This is a genomic window from Leisingera sp. ABM4_103 (assembly GCF_056158685.1).
The window spans coordinates 1,792,790-1,808,468 of sequence record NZ_JBSWTU010000005.1; the positions used below are offsets into that span (position 1 = coordinate 1,792,790).

At 63.7% G+C, this 15,679-nt stretch carries 13 protein-coding genes and 2 tRNA genes; 10 read left to right on the plus strand and 5 right to left on the minus strand.

Annotation, left to right across the window (positions count from 1 at the left end; translation table 11 throughout):
* Window positions 1-93 precede the first annotated feature (93 nt).
* Together ACXAED_RS10345 and ACXAED_RS10350 are read left to right on the plus strand one after the other, a co-directional pair.
* Window positions 94-170, plus strand: a tRNA-Arg gene (locus ACXAED_RS10345).
* Window positions 171-398: 228 nt separating this feature from the next.
* Window positions 399-587 (plus strand): hypothetical protein, encoded by a 189-nt coding sequence (locus tag ACXAED_RS10350; protein ID WP_475049380.1) that lies wholly within the window; start codon window positions 399-401, stop codon window positions 585-587.
* A 21-nt stretch (window positions 588-608) separates the two neighbouring features.
* On the opposite strand, the gene ACXAED_RS10355 is transcribed toward ACXAED_RS10350, so the two are convergent.
* Together ACXAED_RS10355 and ACXAED_RS10360 are read right to left on the minus strand one after the other, a co-directional pair.
* Window positions 609-2,177 carry an SGNH/GDSL hydrolase family protein gene (locus tag ACXAED_RS10355; RefSeq protein ID WP_475049381.1) on the minus strand — a complete coding sequence of 523 codons (1,569 nt, stop codon included), beginning with the start codon at window positions 2,175-2,177 and terminating at the stop codon, window positions 609-611.
* Window positions 2,178-2,409: 232 nt separating this feature from the next.
* Window positions 2,410-3,747, minus strand: a complete 1,338-nt coding sequence (locus tag ACXAED_RS10360) for an aminotransferase-like domain-containing protein (protein ID WP_475049384.1) — start codon at window positions 3,745-3,747, stop codon at window positions 2,410-2,412.
* An 88-nt stretch (window positions 3,748-3,835) separates the two neighbouring features.
* On the opposite strand from ACXAED_RS10360, the gene ACXAED_RS10365 reads away from it, so the two are divergent.
* On the plus strand, window positions 3,836-5,029 hold the full coding sequence (locus ACXAED_RS10365) for an MFS transporter (RefSeq protein WP_475049385.1): 1,194 nt from the start codon (window positions 3,836-3,838) through the stop codon (window positions 5,027-5,029).
* Window positions 5,030-5,062: 33 nt separating this feature from the next.
* Here the strand turns inward: ACXAED_RS10365 and ACXAED_RS10370 are convergent, their stop codons facing one another.
* The gene (locus tag ACXAED_RS10370; protein ID WP_475049387.1) at window positions 5,063-5,956 is read right to left on the minus strand and encodes a LysR substrate-binding domain-containing protein; all 894 of its coding nucleotides are present in this window, start codon (window positions 5,954-5,956) and stop codon (window positions 5,063-5,065) included.
* Window positions 5,957-6,068: 112 nt separating this feature from the next.
* Here ACXAED_RS10370 and ACXAED_RS10375 point away from each other — a divergent pair, with 112 nt between their 5' ends.
* From ACXAED_RS10375 to ACXAED_RS10405, 7 genes are all read left to right on the plus strand, one after another.
* Window positions 6,069-7,334 (plus strand): serine hydroxymethyltransferase, encoded by a 1,266-nt coding sequence (locus ACXAED_RS10375; protein WP_475049388.1) that lies wholly within the window; start codon window positions 6,069-6,071, stop codon window positions 7,332-7,334.
* A gap of 274 nt (window positions 7,335-7,608) precedes the next feature.
* A complete protein-coding gene (locus ACXAED_RS10380; protein WP_475049390.1) occupies window positions 7,609-9,171 on the plus strand; it encodes an ABC transporter substrate-binding protein in 1,563 nt (520 codons plus the stop codon).
* Window positions 9,172-9,317: 146 nt separating this feature from the next.
* Entirely contained in the window at window positions 9,318-10,298 is a 981-nt protein-coding gene (locus tag ACXAED_RS10385) for an ABC transporter permease (protein ID WP_475049392.1), read from the plus strand.
* Window positions 10,295-11,245 (plus strand): ABC transporter permease, encoded by a 951-nt coding sequence (locus ACXAED_RS10390; protein ID WP_475049394.1) that lies wholly within the window; start codon window positions 10,295-10,297, stop codon window positions 11,243-11,245. The genes ACXAED_RS10385 and ACXAED_RS10390 overlap by 4 nt, the downstream gene beginning before the upstream one ends.
* A gap of 4 nt (window positions 11,246-11,249) precedes the next feature.
* Entirely contained in the window at window positions 11,250-12,245 is a 996-nt protein-coding gene (locus ACXAED_RS10395; RefSeq protein WP_475049395.1) for an ABC transporter ATP-binding protein, read from the plus strand.
* A complete protein-coding gene (locus ACXAED_RS10400) occupies window positions 12,242-13,285 on the plus strand; it encodes an ABC transporter ATP-binding protein (protein WP_475049396.1) in 1,044 nt (347 codons plus the stop codon). The genes ACXAED_RS10395 and ACXAED_RS10400 overlap by 4 nt, the downstream gene beginning before the upstream one ends.
* Window positions 13,286-13,299: 14 nt before the next feature.
* Window positions 13,300-14,220: a LysR family transcriptional regulator gene (locus tag ACXAED_RS10405; protein ID WP_475049398.1), complete on the plus strand. Its 921-nt coding sequence runs from the start codon at window positions 13,300-13,302 to the stop codon at window positions 14,218-14,220.
* A 90-nt stretch (window positions 14,221-14,310) separates the two neighbouring features.
* Here the strand turns inward: ACXAED_RS10405 and ACXAED_RS10410 are convergent.
* Window positions 14,311-14,387, minus strand: a tRNA-Pro gene (locus ACXAED_RS10410).
* 174 nt (window positions 14,388-14,561) lie between these two features.
* Window positions 14,562-15,665 carry a 3-isopropylmalate dehydrogenase gene (gene leuB / locus ACXAED_RS10415; RefSeq protein WP_260029386.1) on the minus strand — a complete coding sequence of 368 codons (1,104 nt, stop codon included), beginning with the start codon at window positions 15,663-15,665 and terminating at the stop codon, window positions 14,562-14,564.
* Between the last annotated feature and the right edge of the window lie 14 nt (window positions 15,666-15,679).

Here is a 15,679-nt window from a genome sequence, read left to right on the forward strand (position 1 = left end):
GCCGGGGGCGGGCGGAAATATGACAGGCGGATGAAACTATTTTTGTTTTGGGGGTTGCGACTCCCCGGTGCTAGGATTAAACCCCGCCGCAGTGGACCGATAGCTCAGCTGGATAGAGTACTTGACTACGAATTAAGGGGTCGGGGGTTCGAATCCTCCTCGGTCCGCCACTTCCTCACCTGCCCGATGAAAATGTTCTGCCATTTGAGGCAGACCCTTTCTTTTTTCCTCTGTCCAGCATTTCCGCTCGCGCCTCCGTTCGGCCAGTGGCAAAGCAGGGTGAGCTCTACCGCATTGAGACTCCGGTTTTTACCTCGTCGGGCTTTGACCTGGCTCTGGAAATCCTTCGCCGGGATCACGGATCGGCCGTCGCGTTTCAGGTGGCGCAGGAACTGGTGGTGTACCTCAAGCGCAGCGGCGGGCAAAACCAGTTTGCCGACATTCCTAAGGCGCAGTTCGCCGAAGACAAAGAACTGTCGCGTCTGATCTCGGCGCTGAACAGCAATCCGGGCAGCGATTGTACGCTTGACCGCCTGGCCGTTGTTTCGGGCAAGCGGAACAGCCCGAATGCCGCGCCGCCCGCTTGACAACCCGCCCCGGATGCGCAGTCAAACCAGCAGCGCGTTATCCGGCAGCGGGGCTGAGACCGCTCCCCAGCTATCGGCCGCCGCGAACCAGTCAAAACCGCCAAGCTCCGCAGCAATGCTGCCGCGGCCGTCAATGGCGCGGATAAACTCGACACCGAAAACGGCGATGCCGAGGCCGGCCAGAACACCGTCCGTATCACCGGACGCGAAGGCCGCATAGTTTGCTTCATCCAGCACAAGGTAGAGCGTGTCCGATCCCGATCCGCCCCGGAAAGTGCCGGCCGAAGGGCCGCCGTCGGCCAGTGCGGCTTCGGTGAAAACGAAGGTGTCGTCGCCCCTGCCGCCAAAGACCAGATCGATGCCCCTGCCGTCCGCGATCACATCATCGCCTGCACCGCCGCGCAGCTCGTCATTGCCGTCTCCGCCGCTGATGATGTCGTCGTCGCGGTTGCCTTTCACGGTGTCGTCGCCGCTGCCGCCAAGAAGAACGTCGCTGCCCCTGTTGCCCTGGATGACATCGTTTCCGGTGCCGCCGATCACGGCATCGCTGCCGCCGCCGGCCTTGATGGTGTCATCACCGCCGAGCGCAAAGATTGCGTTGGCCTTGGCTCCCCACCACTTGTCTGTTGCGCCGCCGTCCAGCAGCGCGGTCCTGCCGCCGCCCATGACAAATTCGCTGTAGGCGCCCCAGAGCTGATGCGCGGTCTCAGCCGGGTGGATCCCGTCCCACGCCAGTACCTGATCGCTGTCAAAGGCGCTGCCGTCGATCAGGAAATCCGTCCGCTCCGCAAGAATCCCGAAGCCTGCCGGGTCCTCGGTAAGGGCCTCCGAGACCGCAAAGAGGTCAACCGCCCGGGCGTCGGTCCCTGCATCGCGCAGATCGGAAATACTGGCGGCAATCATGCCGTTGTAGGTGTCGATGAGGAGATCGGCAAAGCCGGTGTACAGAGGGGAGAGCGTGTCGAATTCCGGGTAAAAACCTGCCCGCGGCTGGGTTGCCAGGAACACTGTCCCGACTCCCGTGGCGCTGAGGGTGTTTGCCGCGGCGGTTATCTGTGCGATCAGGCCTTCCATCACCGGCGTCGCCAAGGCCAGAAATTCGGCCTGGGTGGTGATCTGCTGATCCTGGACCGTGCCCAGCAGGCTGATGAAATCATTTCCCCCGATCAGCAGGAACGCAGCCGATTCCGCCGGCACGCCACCGGAGGCATCTTCCGCGAAATCCGATATCTGGGCTTCGAGGTCTATCATGTCTGCAAGGAAACCGTCACCCAATGCCGTGGCCGTTGCGAAGGCGTAATTCACAGCCTCAAACCCGCCCAGAGCGGCGGCATAGCTGGCATGGGTCAGCGCATTGGTCACGGCGCCCTCGGGGCCGATTTCGTCATAGCTGCCGATCACAGTCTGCCTGGCCTCGATCTTGGCCTGGGCGCGCAGGGCGTCCAGTTCCTCCGGCGACGGGAAACCGCCAAAGTCAAGGATCAGACCGGCCAGAATGACCGGCTCGATCACCGAGGCCAGAAGGTCCACTGCATTGCCTTCGTCAGTCAGACTGTCGCCGAAGTAGTAGACACGTGAAAACGGGGTCATAACCATGCACTCCCGGCGCCGCCGGGGCTGCGCCCGCTATCGTTAACCTGAAACAAGGAAGAGGCGCGGCCGTCCCTGTGACGTGCGAATCCGGTTTCGCTGTCCACGCGCGTTCCGTTTTTTATGCTGCCATTGCGGGCCATTCAAAGCAAGTTTTTCGGATTGGAGAGGCCCGCAGGACCGGCGCGGGCTTAACGTAAAGCACCTTGGCCAAGATGGCAGGCGGCGGCCGTCAGCCAGCCGGGGCTTGGGTGCGCACCGCCTCCCGCACCGTTTGCAGGATACCTTCCAGGTCCGACTTGGACACGCCGCCGAAGGCCAGCCGCAGGGCCTGCGGTGCCGCTGCGGCGGTTGCAAACGGTTCGGCGCCGGAGACGGAGATTTGCTGTTCCTTCAGCCGTGTCACGATGGGCTGGGCGCGCGCGCCCTTTTCAAGCGGCAGCCAGGCAAAGCCCGCGTTGCGGTGCGAAACAAGGGGCAGGTCTGCGAAGACGCGCCGGCAAATGGCTTGGCGCTCTGCCCCGTCGCGCCTGCGGTTTTCTTCGGACTGCTTCAGCGTGCCATCTTCGATCCAGCCGGTCACCAGTGCGGAAATCAGCGCCGGGGCGTTCCAGGTCGTGGCGCGTATCACCTCCAGCAGCGGTGCGGTGTGTGCGGGCGGTGCGATCACATACCCCAGCCGCAGCCCCGTCGCGAGGTTTTTGGAAAACCCGCCGATGTACACGGTCCTGTCCGGTGCAAGCGCCAGAAAGCTTGGCGGCGGGTCAGGCTCCAGAAACGCATAGGCGGCATCTTCGATGATGAGGAGATTGTGGCGCTGGGCAACGGCGAGCAGGCGGTGGCGGGTTGGCTCATCCATGACCGCCCCGAGCGGGCTTTGGACCGTCGGCATCAGATAGACTGCGCGGATCTTGCGCAGGCCGCATTGCCGGTCCAGGTCCTCCGGGTCCATGACACCCTGCGGCGCGCTGACCGGCACCAGCTCAAGGCTGCGAAGGGCTGCGGCGGATTTGAAACCGGGGTAGGTGAGGGCATCGGCGGCAATGGCGTCGCCGTGCCCGAACAGCCCCAGGCAGACGGCGGCCAGGCCGTGCTGGCTGCCTGACGTGACCAGCAGTTGTTCCGGGCTGATTGGGCCGTGAAGCGGAGAAAGATGTCCGGCAATGATACGCCGCTCATGCATCCGTCCGCCGTGGGGCTGGTAGCGCAGCATCGCTTCCAGATCACCCGCCGCTGCCAGACGCCGCAGCCCGGTGCGCAGCATGGCGGCGTCGGCAGCCTCCCCCGGCATGTTGAACACGAGGTCTGTGACGCCTTCGGCCGCGGTCTGGTGAACGCCAAGCGTCATTGGCAGGCCGGGGTCCCGCACAAATGTCCCGCGTCCTGCCTCGCCGGTGACCAGCCCCCTGTGCTCAAGCTCCTTGTAGACGCGCGTCGCGGTGGCCAGGGCGACCCCGGATGCCTCGGCAAAGGCCCGGTGCGTCGGCAGCCTGGAGCCGGGCGCCAGTTTGCCTTCCCGGATAGCTTTGGAAAGCAGGTCGGCAAGCTGCGTGTACCTGGATTTGCTCATCGGATCGCTGTCATTAGTACAATAGAAAAATTGTCATGGGTTGAGCCTCGTGGCATCCCGGTCTCAAGTCAACCTTGAGGTTTGTTCCATGCCCCGTGTCCTCTCCGCGCCCTTACTGGCCCTGTGCCTGTTCACGGTGACCTTTGCCGTCAACCTTCAGGCCCCGCTGTATGAGGTCTACGCGGCCGGCAGTGCGTTCGGAGCGACGGCGGTGACGGTTGCGTTTGCGGCTTACGTTGCAGGGCTGATGCCGGCCTTGCTGCTGCTCGGCGGGCTGTCGGACCGGATCGGGCGCCGTGTTCCCGTGGCGCTGGCGCTGCTTTTCGGATTTACGGCCACTGCGCTGCTGGTCGTGGCCCCGGGCTGGAGCAGCCTGATTGCCGCACGGTTCCTGCTGGGCGCAGGGACCGCCCTGGCGACGACCGCCGGGACCGCCTGGATGACAGAGATCCTTGGCACAGACCGGGCCCGGACTGCGGCTCTGATAGTAACCTCGGCCACGTCACTGGGCTTTGGCGGCGGCGCGCTTGCCACCGGTGTCAGCCTGGCGGTTCAAGGGGCGGTGCTTGTCCCGGTCAGCTATGTTCTCCTGCTGGCCGCCGCGCCGGTCCTGGCCGCGCTGATTGTCGCGCTGCCGCAAGCGGACCGGAAGCAAGCGGTCACTGTGCTGCGCTTGCCGGTGTTTCCGTCCGGCACCTGGGTCTATGGGGCCGCAATGGCGCTGGCGTGGTCCGCGACCGGCATGACCATTGCAGTGGTGCCGCTGCAACTGGCGGCGCATGGGCTGGGAGGCTGGACCGGGCTGGTGATCTTCCTGGCGATTTTCGCGGGTTTCCTGTGCCAGCCCATTGCCCGGCGCATGACCAACAGCCAGGCGCTTGGCGCCGGATTTCTCCTGGTGCCGCTTGGGTTCCTGGTGCTGCTGGCGGGGGTGTGGCTTCAGGCGCTTATCCTTGTGCTGGCCGGAACCTGCATCACGAGCGCGGCAAGCTACGGGTTCACCTACCTGGCGTCCCTGGCAGAGGTGCCGGCGCGCGCGCCGGAGGACCGCGCCCGCGCCACGGCGGGCCTTTTCGTCTACGCCTATTGCGGGTTCTCGCTGCCGGTCATCGCCAGCGGAGCCTTGGCGGACATGCTGGGGCTTTTGCCTGCGCTGGCTATCTTCGCCGCTGCGCTGGTGGCGGCAGCGGTGATGATCGCTGGCGTCTGGAGGCGGCGGTCCGGACCGCGCCACGGCAGCTTGGGCGTTTTCCGATTGAGCCGTATTTTCACTGGTTCCTGAACGGGAACAGGCCGGAATTGCAGAAAGAGGCATTCAGGAGCCGCCGGAGCCTTCGAACAGGACCTCGCGCAGCGGTTCATACGCTGGCGAGCGGGTGAACGCCGGTGTGAACCGGGCGGCGATCCTAGCCTCCAGTTCAAGGGTTGCAGGAAACGGGCGCGCCAGTTCGCCACTGGCAAGCAGCGGCTGCACCAGCGCCTCGTGGGCGATCAGAACGCCGCCGCCGTGGCGGGCTTCTTCGAGGGCGACCGAGAACAGGGAATGCACAACACCGGTCCGGCTGATTGAGCCGCCGCCGGGCTGGGCATTCAGCCACATATTCCAGTCGTTGGCCCAGGCGCCGTCATGCAGAAGCGTCTCATGGTTCAAGTCCGAAAGCGACGTGAGCCGGGCGGCAATCTCCGGCGCGCAGACCGGAAAGATCCGGTCTTTGCAGACTTCGCTTTCGTCATCGCCCAACGGTGCTGAGCTGTAGAACAGGGTCAGATCAAAAGGTTCGCGCGCCAGGTTCGGCGGGGCTTCCATCGCCACCACAGAAACCGAGATTTCAGGCGCTGACTTGCGCAGCTGCCGCAGCCGCGGCGGCAGCCAGAGCTGGGCGATGGAGGGCAGGGCGGCAACCTTGACCTTGCCCGGCGCTGCTTTGGTCCGCAGCGCCTGCACCGCCAGCCCGAGCTGGTCGAACGCCCGCGTGAAGCCGGGCGCCAGCTCCTCCGCCAGCGGTGTCAGCGCCACGCCGCGGGCATGGCGGCGGAACAGCGGCGCCCCGGCCCATTCCTCCAAAGACTTGATGTGCTGGGTGACTGCGCCCGGTGTCACCGACAATTCCTCAGCGGCCGCGGTGAAGCTGCCCAGCCGGGCGGCGGCCTCAAACGCGCGCAGCGCGTTCAGATGCGGGCCCTTGGGGCGGAGCGGGGCAATGGCCATGCGTTTGAGCCTTAGTTTTTCTACGCGAAAATAATAGCAATACTGATTTGCTGTGAACAGGGTCGGCCCCGCATTGTGAAGCCAGTTGAACAGCAGATGCGGAGGAGCCACGATGCTGCAGCATTTCACCCGAACCGTCACCGCTGCGGACCCGCTGGTGGCCGAAGCGCTGGCTGGCGAGAAAGCGCGCCAGCAGGACCAGATCGAGCTGATCGCGTCGGAAAACATCGTCAGCCGGGCAGTGCTGGACGCGCTGGGCCACGAAATGACAAACAAGACGCTGGAAGGCTACCCCGGCAACCGCTTTCACGGCGGCGGGCGTTTTGTCGATGTGGTGGAAGAGGCCGCCATCGAGCGTGCCAAACAACTGTTCAATTGCGGCTACGCTAATGTGCAGCCGCATTCCGGCAGCCAGGCCAATCTGGCGGTGTTCTTCCTGCTGCTCAAACCCGGTGACAAGGTGCTGTCGCTGGATCTCGCTGCAGGCGGCCATCTGAGCCACGGGCTGAAGGCGAACCTGTCGGGACGCTGGTTCGAGCCGCATCACTATGGCGTCGATGCGGAGAGCGAGGTCATCGACTATGACGCGCTTGAGAAACAGGCCGAACAGCTCCGCCCTCGGCTGATCATCGCCGGCGGTTCGGCCTACCCGCGGGTGATTGATTTCGAGCGCATGGGGACAATCGCCAAGAAGGCCGGTGCATGGCTACACGTCGATATGGCGCATATCGCGGGGCTGGTGGCCGCGGGCGGGCACCCGTCGCCCTTTCCCCATGCGGACATCGTGACCTGCACCACGACCAAGACCTTGCGCGGCCCGCGCGGCGGGCTGATCCTGACCAACAACCAGGATTGGTTCCACAAGCTGCAATCTACGGTGTTTCCGGGCGTCCAGGGCTCGATCCACAGCCAAGTGCTGGCGGCCAAGGCGGTGTGCCTGGGCGAGGCACTGACGGATGAGTTCAAAGCCTACGCACGGCAGGTGAAGGCGAACGCAGCCACGCTGGCGGCGGTGCTGCAAACACGCGGGCTGCGGATCGTCTCTGGCGGGACCGATACCCATCTGGTTCTGGTGGACCTCAGCCCCAAGGGGATCACCGGTAAGCGGGCGGAGGCGGTTCTGGAGCAGGCCGGCATCACCGCCAATAAGAACGCCATCCCGAACGACAGCCCGCGGCCGCCGGAATGGGTTGGCCTGCGGCTGGGCTCCGGGGCTGCCACCACGCGCGGCATGAAGGAAGCCGAGTTCGAGGCGCTGGGGCACATGATCGCGGACCTGGTGGACGCGGAAGCGGCCGGGGATGCACAGGCCGCCGTGGGGCGCTGCAAGACCAAGGCGGCCGCGCTTTGCGCCGCGTTCCCGGCAGGCTGCGGCTAAACTTGATGCTCAGAACGGCAGGTCTGGTGATGGCCTGCCGACCCCGGTCTGCGGCGGTTTTGCCCGCGTCAAAGACTTGTGCCAATGGCGGCGCGCCGCGGAAGCTGCGCTGTCCGCCGGCTGGCACGCCGCAGGTAAGCCGTTGCAAAGGTGCGGCTATTCCCTGAGCGCATAGCCCTGATGTGACTCCTGCATACCCTATGCGATATCGGCATTTCACAGCGCCCGCGCCGCAGGTTAGCGTTTGCGCCATAATCACAGGGGAGTATGCCTAATGACGAAATTTGTCAGAAGCCTGGCGGCTGCTGCGGTGGTGGCGATGGCACCGGTTGCCTATGCCGAAACCACCGTGCGCGTAGCCTATGACGCTGACCCGGTCTCGCTGGACCCGCACGAGCAGCTGTCCGGCGGCACGCTGCAGCTGTCGCACATGGTCTTTGATCCGCTGGTGCGCTGGACCCAGGACCTGCAGTTCGAGCCGCGCCTGGCCGAAAGCTGGGAGCAGATCGACGGCACCACCATGCGCTTCAAGCTGCGCAGCGGCGTGACCTTCCACAGCGGCAACCCGCTGACCGCCAAGGACGTCGACTGGACCTTCGACCGTTTGAAGCAGAGTGACGATTTCAAGGGCATCTTTGCTCCCTTCACCGATGTCGAAGTCGTTGACGACATGACCTTCGACCTCAAGACCTCGGAGCCCTATCCGCTGGTTCTGCACACCGCGACCTACATCTTCCCGATGGACAGCGCCTTCTATTCCGGCACCACAGCTGACGGCAAAGACAAGGCCGAAGTGGTCAAGCACGGCGACAGCTTTGCCTCCCGCAATGTCTCCGGCACCGGCCCGTTCATCGTCTCCGAGCGTGAGCAGGGCGTGCGCGTCGTGTTCGACCGCTATGCTGATTACTGGGACAGCGAAAGCGGCGGCAACGTCGACAAGATCGTGCTGACCCCGATCAAGGAAGACCCGACCCGCGTCGCGGCGCTGCTGTCCGGCGACGTGGATTTCATCGCGCCGGTTCCGCCGACCGATCTGAAGCGCGTGGAAGAGGCTGAGGGCGTTGACCTGATCACCATGCCCGGCACCCGGATCATTACCTTCCAGATGAACCAGAACCGCGTCGAAGCGTTCAAGGACGCCCGCGTCCGCCAGGCGATCGACTATGCCGTGAACAACGCAGGCATCGTTGACCGCATCATGCGCGGCTTCGGCACCGTTGGCGCACAGGCCAGCCCGGCAGGCTACCTCGGCTATGACGAGGCGCTGGCACCGCGTTTCGACGTGGAAAAAGCCAAGGCGCTGATGGCTGAAGCAGGCTATGCCGATGGTTTCTCGATCACCATGATGGCGCCGAACAACCGCTATGTGAACGACGACAAGATCGCCCAGGCGGTGGCTTCGATGCTGTCCAAGATCAACATCAAGGTTGACCTGCAGACCATGCCCAAGGCGCAGTACTGGCCGGCGTTCGACGAGCGCGCAGCGGACATGATGATGATCGGCTGGCACGCGGACACCGAAGACTCCGCCAACTTCCATCAGTTCCTGACCGCCTGCCCGGATGAAGCAACCGGCAACGGCCAGTACAACTCCGGCAACTACTGCAACGAAGAAGCCGACAAGCTGATGAACCAGGCCAACGCGGAAACCGATCCGGACAAGCGTGCGGAGCTGCTGCAGAAGCTGGAAGGCATCCTGTACGAAGAAGCGGCGTTCATTCCGCTGCACTGGCAGAACCTGGCATGGGGCGCCAAGTCCGGCATGAACGCGGCAGAGATCGTGAACGCGCTGAACTTCCCCTACTTCGGTGACCTGGTTGTCGAAACCGGCAGCTAAGCCACTGAACAGACCCGGGCCGGTCTCCCCCGGCCGGCCCGGGACACCCCCATAACAAGCGGCTGCCAAGGCCGCGATTGCAGGCGCTGCGGAACCCTTGGGACCTGCGTCCTGTGCTGTAACCGAACTCTACAAAGGTCAGGAAGATGTTTGCCTATCTCGCAAAGCGAGTGATTCAGGCGATTGCGGTGATGTTCGTCATCTCGCTGATTGCTTTTGCCATCCAGGGCAACCTGGGCGACCCGCTGCGCGAGCTGGTCGGCCAGTCGGTCTCAGAAGAAGTGCGCCAGCAGCTGCGCGATGAGCTGGGGCTGAACGACAGCTTCGTGACCCAGTACCTGCGGTTTGCGGGCAATGCCCTGCAGGGCGACCTGGGCACCTCCTATTTCTTCAAGGAGCCGGCGCTGGACGTGATCCTGAAGAAACTGCCCGCGACGCTGGAGCTGGTGTTCGGCGCGACGCTGATCATCGTCGGCTTTTCGGTACCGCTGGGCGTCTATACCGCGATCAAGCCCGACAGTATCCTGAGCCGCATCATTATGGGCCTGTCGATTGTCGGAATCTCGATCCCGGTGTTCCTGACCGCCATCCTGATGATCTTTGTGTTCTCGGTGGAATACGGCTGGTTCCCCTCCTACGGGCGCGGCGACACCGTGCATGTCTGGGGCTACTGGGAGACCAACTTTGCCACCGCCGACGGCTGGATGCACATCATTCTGCCCTCCTTTGCGCTGGCGTCGATCATGCTGCCGCTGTTTGTCCGCCTGATCCGGGCCGAGATGATGGAAGTGCTGCAGTCGGAATACGTGAAATACGCCAAGGCCAAGGGCATCAACCCGTGGCGCATCTACTTTGTCCACGCGCTTAAGAACACTCTGCTGCCGGTGATCACAGTGGGCGGCGTGCAGATCGGCACCATGGTGGCCTATACCATCCTGACCGAGACGGTGTTCCAGTGGCCGGGCATGGGCTTCATGTTCCTTGAGGCGGTGAACCGCGTCGATACCCCGTTGATCGTGGCCTACCTGATCGTCGTCGGCTTCATCTTTGTGGTCACCAACACCATCGTGGACCTGATCTACGGCCTGGTGAACCCGACCGTGAATATTGCGAGGATGGGCGCATGAGCACCGAAACGCTAAATCCTAAATCCGAACCTTCGCGCTGGTCCAAGGCCTGGAACTCCAACATGGGCTACAGCTTCCGCCGCAATCCGGTGGCGGTGGTCAGCATGATCGTCTTCCTGCTGATTGCGGCTGCGTCTTTCCTGGCGCCGGTGATCGCGCCCTATGATCCCTATGACCCGGGGTCCATTGATATCATGAACTCGGAATACCCGCCGGTCTGGATCGACGGCGCGCTGCCGGAATTCATGCTGGGCACCGACGACCAGGGCCGCGACCTGTGGTCCACCATCCTGTACGGCACCCGCCTGTCGCTGCTGATCGGCATCTGTGCCGTGGCGCTGCAGGCGTTCCTGGGCATCTCGATCGGGCTGCTGGCCGGCTATGTCGGCGGCCGTCTGGACAGCCTGCTGATGCGGCTGGCCGATATCCAGCTGTCGTTCTCGACCCTGATGGTGGCGATCATCTTTCTGGCGGTCACGCAGGCGATGTTCGGCTCTGACACCTTTAACCGGTATGCCGTTGTCTTTCTGATTGCGGTGATCGGGGTGGCGGAATGGCCGCAATACGCCCGCACCGTGCGCGCCACCGTGCTGGCCGAGAAGAAGAAGGAATATGTCGACAGCGCCCGCGTTCTGGGCTTTGGCCCGATGCGGATCATGGTGCGGCACATCCTGCCGAACTCGCTGTCGCCGATCTTCGTGATCTCCACCGTGCAGGTCGCCAATGCGATCATCTCGGAGGCCTCGCTCAGCTTCCTGGGGCTGGGCATGCCGCCGAGCCAGCCGTCGCTGGGCTCGCTGATCTCTTCCGGCTTCGACTACATCTTTTCCGGCAGCTGGTGGATCACCGCCATTCCGGGCGTGGTGCTGGTGGTGCTGGTCCTTGTCATCAACCTGCTGGGCGACTGGATGCGCGACGTCCTGAACCCGAAACTCTACAAGGGGTAACGCGATGAGCCTTCTTTCCGTTCGCGACCTCACCGTCAAATTCGCCATGCGCGACCAGACGGTCACCGCCCTCGACGGCATTTCTTTCGACCTCGCCAAGGGCGAGCGTCTGGGCATCGTCGGCGAAAGCGGCGCCGGCAAGTCGATCACCGGCTTTTCGCTGATGAACCTGCTGAGCCGCCCTGGCTACATCGACAGCGGCCAGATCCTGTTTGACGGCGAGGATGTCGTTCAAATGAACGACAAGCGCCTGCGCAACCTGCGCGGCAACCGGATGGCGATGATCTTTCAGGATCCGATGGTGACGCTAAATCCGGTGCTGACCATCGGCCAGCAGATGATCGAGACGCTGATGGCGCACCGCAAGCTGAGCCGCGAGGAAGCGCGCCAGATCGCCATCGTCAAGCTGCGCGAGGTCTATATCCCGTCGCCGGAAGAGCGGCTGGAGCAATACCCGCACGAGCTGTCGGGCGGTATGCGGCAGCGGATCATCATCGCGATTGCACTGCTGCTGGATCCGCAGCTGATCATCGCGGATGAACCCACGACGGCGCTGGACGTGACCATTCAGGCCGACATCATGGAGCTGATGCTGGAGCTGTGCCAGTCCAATCAGGTTGGGCTGATCCTGATCACCCACGATCTGGGCGTGGTCAGCCAGATGACCGAGCGCACGCTTGTGATGTATGCGGGCCGCATCATCGAAGCAGGGCGCACCCGGGAAATCATCAATGATCCGCAGCACCCCTATACCCAAGGTCTGATCAACGCGCTGCCGCAGCAGACGGTGCCAGGCCAGCGGTTGAAGCAGATCCCCGGCAACATGCCGGGACTGGCCAGCATCCCCCAGGGCTGCGCCTTCAATCCGCGCTGCAAATATGCCACCGACCTGTGCCGCAGCCGGGTTCCGGAAGTCGTGCAATACGGCGAGGTTGCGGTGGCCTGCCACGAAGTGCAGCGCCTGCACAGCGATGAAGACCGTCAGGAGGCACGGGCATGAAGGACGTAAACACTGACCGCCCGCTGCTGGAGATCAAGAACCTGGAAAAGCGGTTCGATCTCGATCATGGCTTCCTGGAGACGCTGAAGTTCAAGAAGGGCAAGATCGTGCGGGAGACCCGCTCGGTCCACGCGGTGAACAACATCTCGCTGGAGGTGGGCCGCGGCGAAGCGCTGTGCGTGGTGGGCGAGTCGGGCTGCGGCAAGTCCACCGTCGCGCGCCTGGTTGCGGGCCTGCTGACCCCCACTTCTGGGGAGATTCACTATGACGGGCAGCGTATCGACGATCTGTCGCGCGGCGGTATGCAGCCCTTGCGCAAGAAGATCCAGATGATCTTCCAGAACCCCTATGCCTCGCTCAACCCGCGCATGACCATCCGGCAGGCGCTGGAAGAACCCGTGCGCCACCACAACCCCGGTGCCTCGGCGGCGGAGGTGCGGGACAAGGTGACCGAGGTGATGCTGTCGGTGGGTGTCGACCCCAGCTGGGCCAAGCGCTACCCGCATGAATTCTCCGGCGGCCAGCGCCAGCGGATCGCCATTGCCCGCGCCCTGACCGTCGATCCGGAGTTCATCATCGCGGACGAGCCGATCAGCGCGCTGGACGTGTCGATCCAGGCGCAGGTGCTGAACCTGATGCTGGAGGCCAAGGAAAGCCGCGGTCTCACCTATCTGTTCATCACGCACGATCTGAGTGTTGTGGAGCATTTCGGCACCCGCGTCGCGGTTCTTTACCTCGGGTCGGTCTGCGAAGTTGCGGACACCGCGACATTGTTCTCCAACCCGAAACACCCTTATACTCGGGCCTTGCTGTCCGCGGTGCCGCAGCTGAAGGACGACCGGCCGAACCATATCCGCCTCAAGGGCGAGATCCCGACGCCGATCAACCTGCCGACAGGCTGCCCGTTCCAAAGCCGCTGCGCCTTTGCGGATGCACGATGCAAGAGTGAAAAGCCCAAAGCCATTCACCAGCCCGATGGCAGCGTAGTTGCTTGCCACGCCGTCGAGGAAGACAGGCTGGATGCGGTGGCCGCCGGCTGAGGACGGGACGCTAGTTGGACATTATCTGGCTCAAGGATTTTGAGGCATTGGTCGCGTGCAAGAATTTCTCGCGCGCGGCCGAAGAGCGTAATGTCAGCCAGCCCGCTTTCTCCCGCCGTATCCGGGCGCTGGAGAATGAGATCGGGGTTCGGCTGATCAACCGCGAGACACTGCCGCTGACCCTGACGCCGGCGGGGGAGGTGTTCCTGTCCCAGTCCCGCATCATGCTGCGCACTTACGAGGAAACCATCGAGCGCTGCCAGACCATCGACGCGGCGGGCGAGAACGTGATCCGTTTTGCCGCTTCGCAGTCGCTCTACATGACCCATTACAAAACTCTGATTGCGCCCTTGGCGAGCGAAGGCGGGGTGGATACCGACCTCAACTCCACTTCCTGGGCCGCTGACCAATTCGTCAGCGCGCTGCAGCAGGGCTATTGCGACGTGATCCTGACCTATTGGCATCCGTCGATGGATTTCCTCGGCCCGCTGGAGGTCGCCAATTTCGAATACCTGACACTGTCAACGGACCGCTATGTGCCGGTCTCCCGCAGCACCCCGGACGGGGCGCCGGAGTTCGGTTTTGCGGCGGGCAGCAAGGACGCGGTGCCGCTGCTGTCCTATGGCGCGGTGTCCGCCCTGCGGTCGGTGCAGGAATTCGCCTTGACGCAGCTTTTGCCGACGCAGAAGGTCTTTGTCGTGAACCAGAACGCGCTGGCCAACAGCGTCAAGGCGATGATCCAGGAGGGGTTCGGCATGGGCTGGCTGCCGCTGAGCCTGTGCCGGGAGGAGATCAAGCAGGGACGGTTCGCGGTGGTGGATGAGCGTCTCGCCACCGATCTGGAAATCCGCCTCTACCGCGATCCCCGCAGCACCAAGCAGACACTGGATGTGCTCTGGAAGCAGCTGAAACGCACTGCGACGAAGGCCGCCTGAGCGTCGCTTGTTCGCCAAGCCGGTTAGACGTCTGCCCAAAAAGTACGGTCCCGGCCAATAAAAAAGACGCCCTGAGGCGCCTTGTTTTATTGGTCGGAGTGAGAGGATTCGAACCTCCGACCCCTGCCTCCCGAAGACAGTGCTCTACCAGGCTGAGCTACACTCCGACCGTGGGGGGCGAAATAGCCCAGGGCGCGGGGTTTGACAAGGGCGATTCCACAGAAAGATGCGGTTTTTGAGAATTCTTTTTAGCGGCTCGCGGCGAGGTGCAGGCGGCCATGAAAAAGCCCCGCGCGGACAACCGGGCGGGGCTTTAAGGGTTCCGGAGAATGCTCAGAAAATCAGAGGCTTGCGTCCAGCGCGGCAACAACAGCGTCGCCCATCTGGCTGGTGGAAACCGGCTCCACACCTTCGCTGGCCAGCAGGTCGGCAGTGCGCACGCCGTCGGCCAGCACCTTCTCGACTGCGGCTTCCAGCCGGTCGGCTTCGGCGCCCTGATCAAAGCTGTAGCGCAGCGCCATGGCAAAGCTCAGGATGCAGGCGATCGGGTTGGCCTTGCCCTGGCCCGCGATGTCCGGTGCAGAGCCGTGCACGGGCTCATAGAGCGCCTTGGGGCGGCCGTTTTCCATCGGCGCGCCGAGCGATGCGGAGGGCAGCATGCCCAAGCTGCCGGTCAGCATCGCCGCACAGTCGGACAGGATGTCGCCGAACAGGTTGTCGGTCAGAATGACGTCGAACTGCTTGGGCGCGCGCACCAGCTGCATCGCGCCGTTGTCGGCGTACATGTGGCTGAGCTCGACCTCGGGGTAATCGGCGGCAACGCGGGTCACCACCTCGCGCCACAGGATGCCGGATTCCATCACGTTGGCCTTCTCCATCGAGCAGACCTTTTTGTTGCGGCGCATTGCCAGCTCGAACGCGGAACGGGCGGCGCGCTCGATCTCACTCTCGGTGTAGCGCTGGGTGTTGATGCCAACGCGCTCGTTGCCCTCTTCGAAGATGCCGCGCGGCTCGCCGAAGTAGACGCCGGAGGTCAGCTCGCGCACGATCATGATGTCGAGACCGGCGACGATGTCCTTCTTCAGCGAGGAGAAATCCGCCAGCGCGTCAAAGCACTGTGCCGGGCGCAGGTTGGAATAGAGGTCCATCTCCTTGCGCAGGCGCAGCAGGCCGCGCTCGGGCTTCACGGAGAAGTCCAGGTCGTCATAGGCCGGGCCGCCAACAGCGCCGAGCAGCACCGCGTCGACGTCCTGCGCCTTGGCCATGGTTTCATCCGCCAGCGGTTTGCCGTGCTTGTCATAGGCCGCACCGCCGACCAGATCCTCGCTCACATCGAACTGCAGGCCGCGCTTGTCGCCGAACCAGGTGATGATCTTGCGCACCTCGGTCATGACTTCGGGGCCGATCCCGTCGCCGGGCAGAATCAGAATCGATGGGTTGGGCATGGGGATCCTCCAAA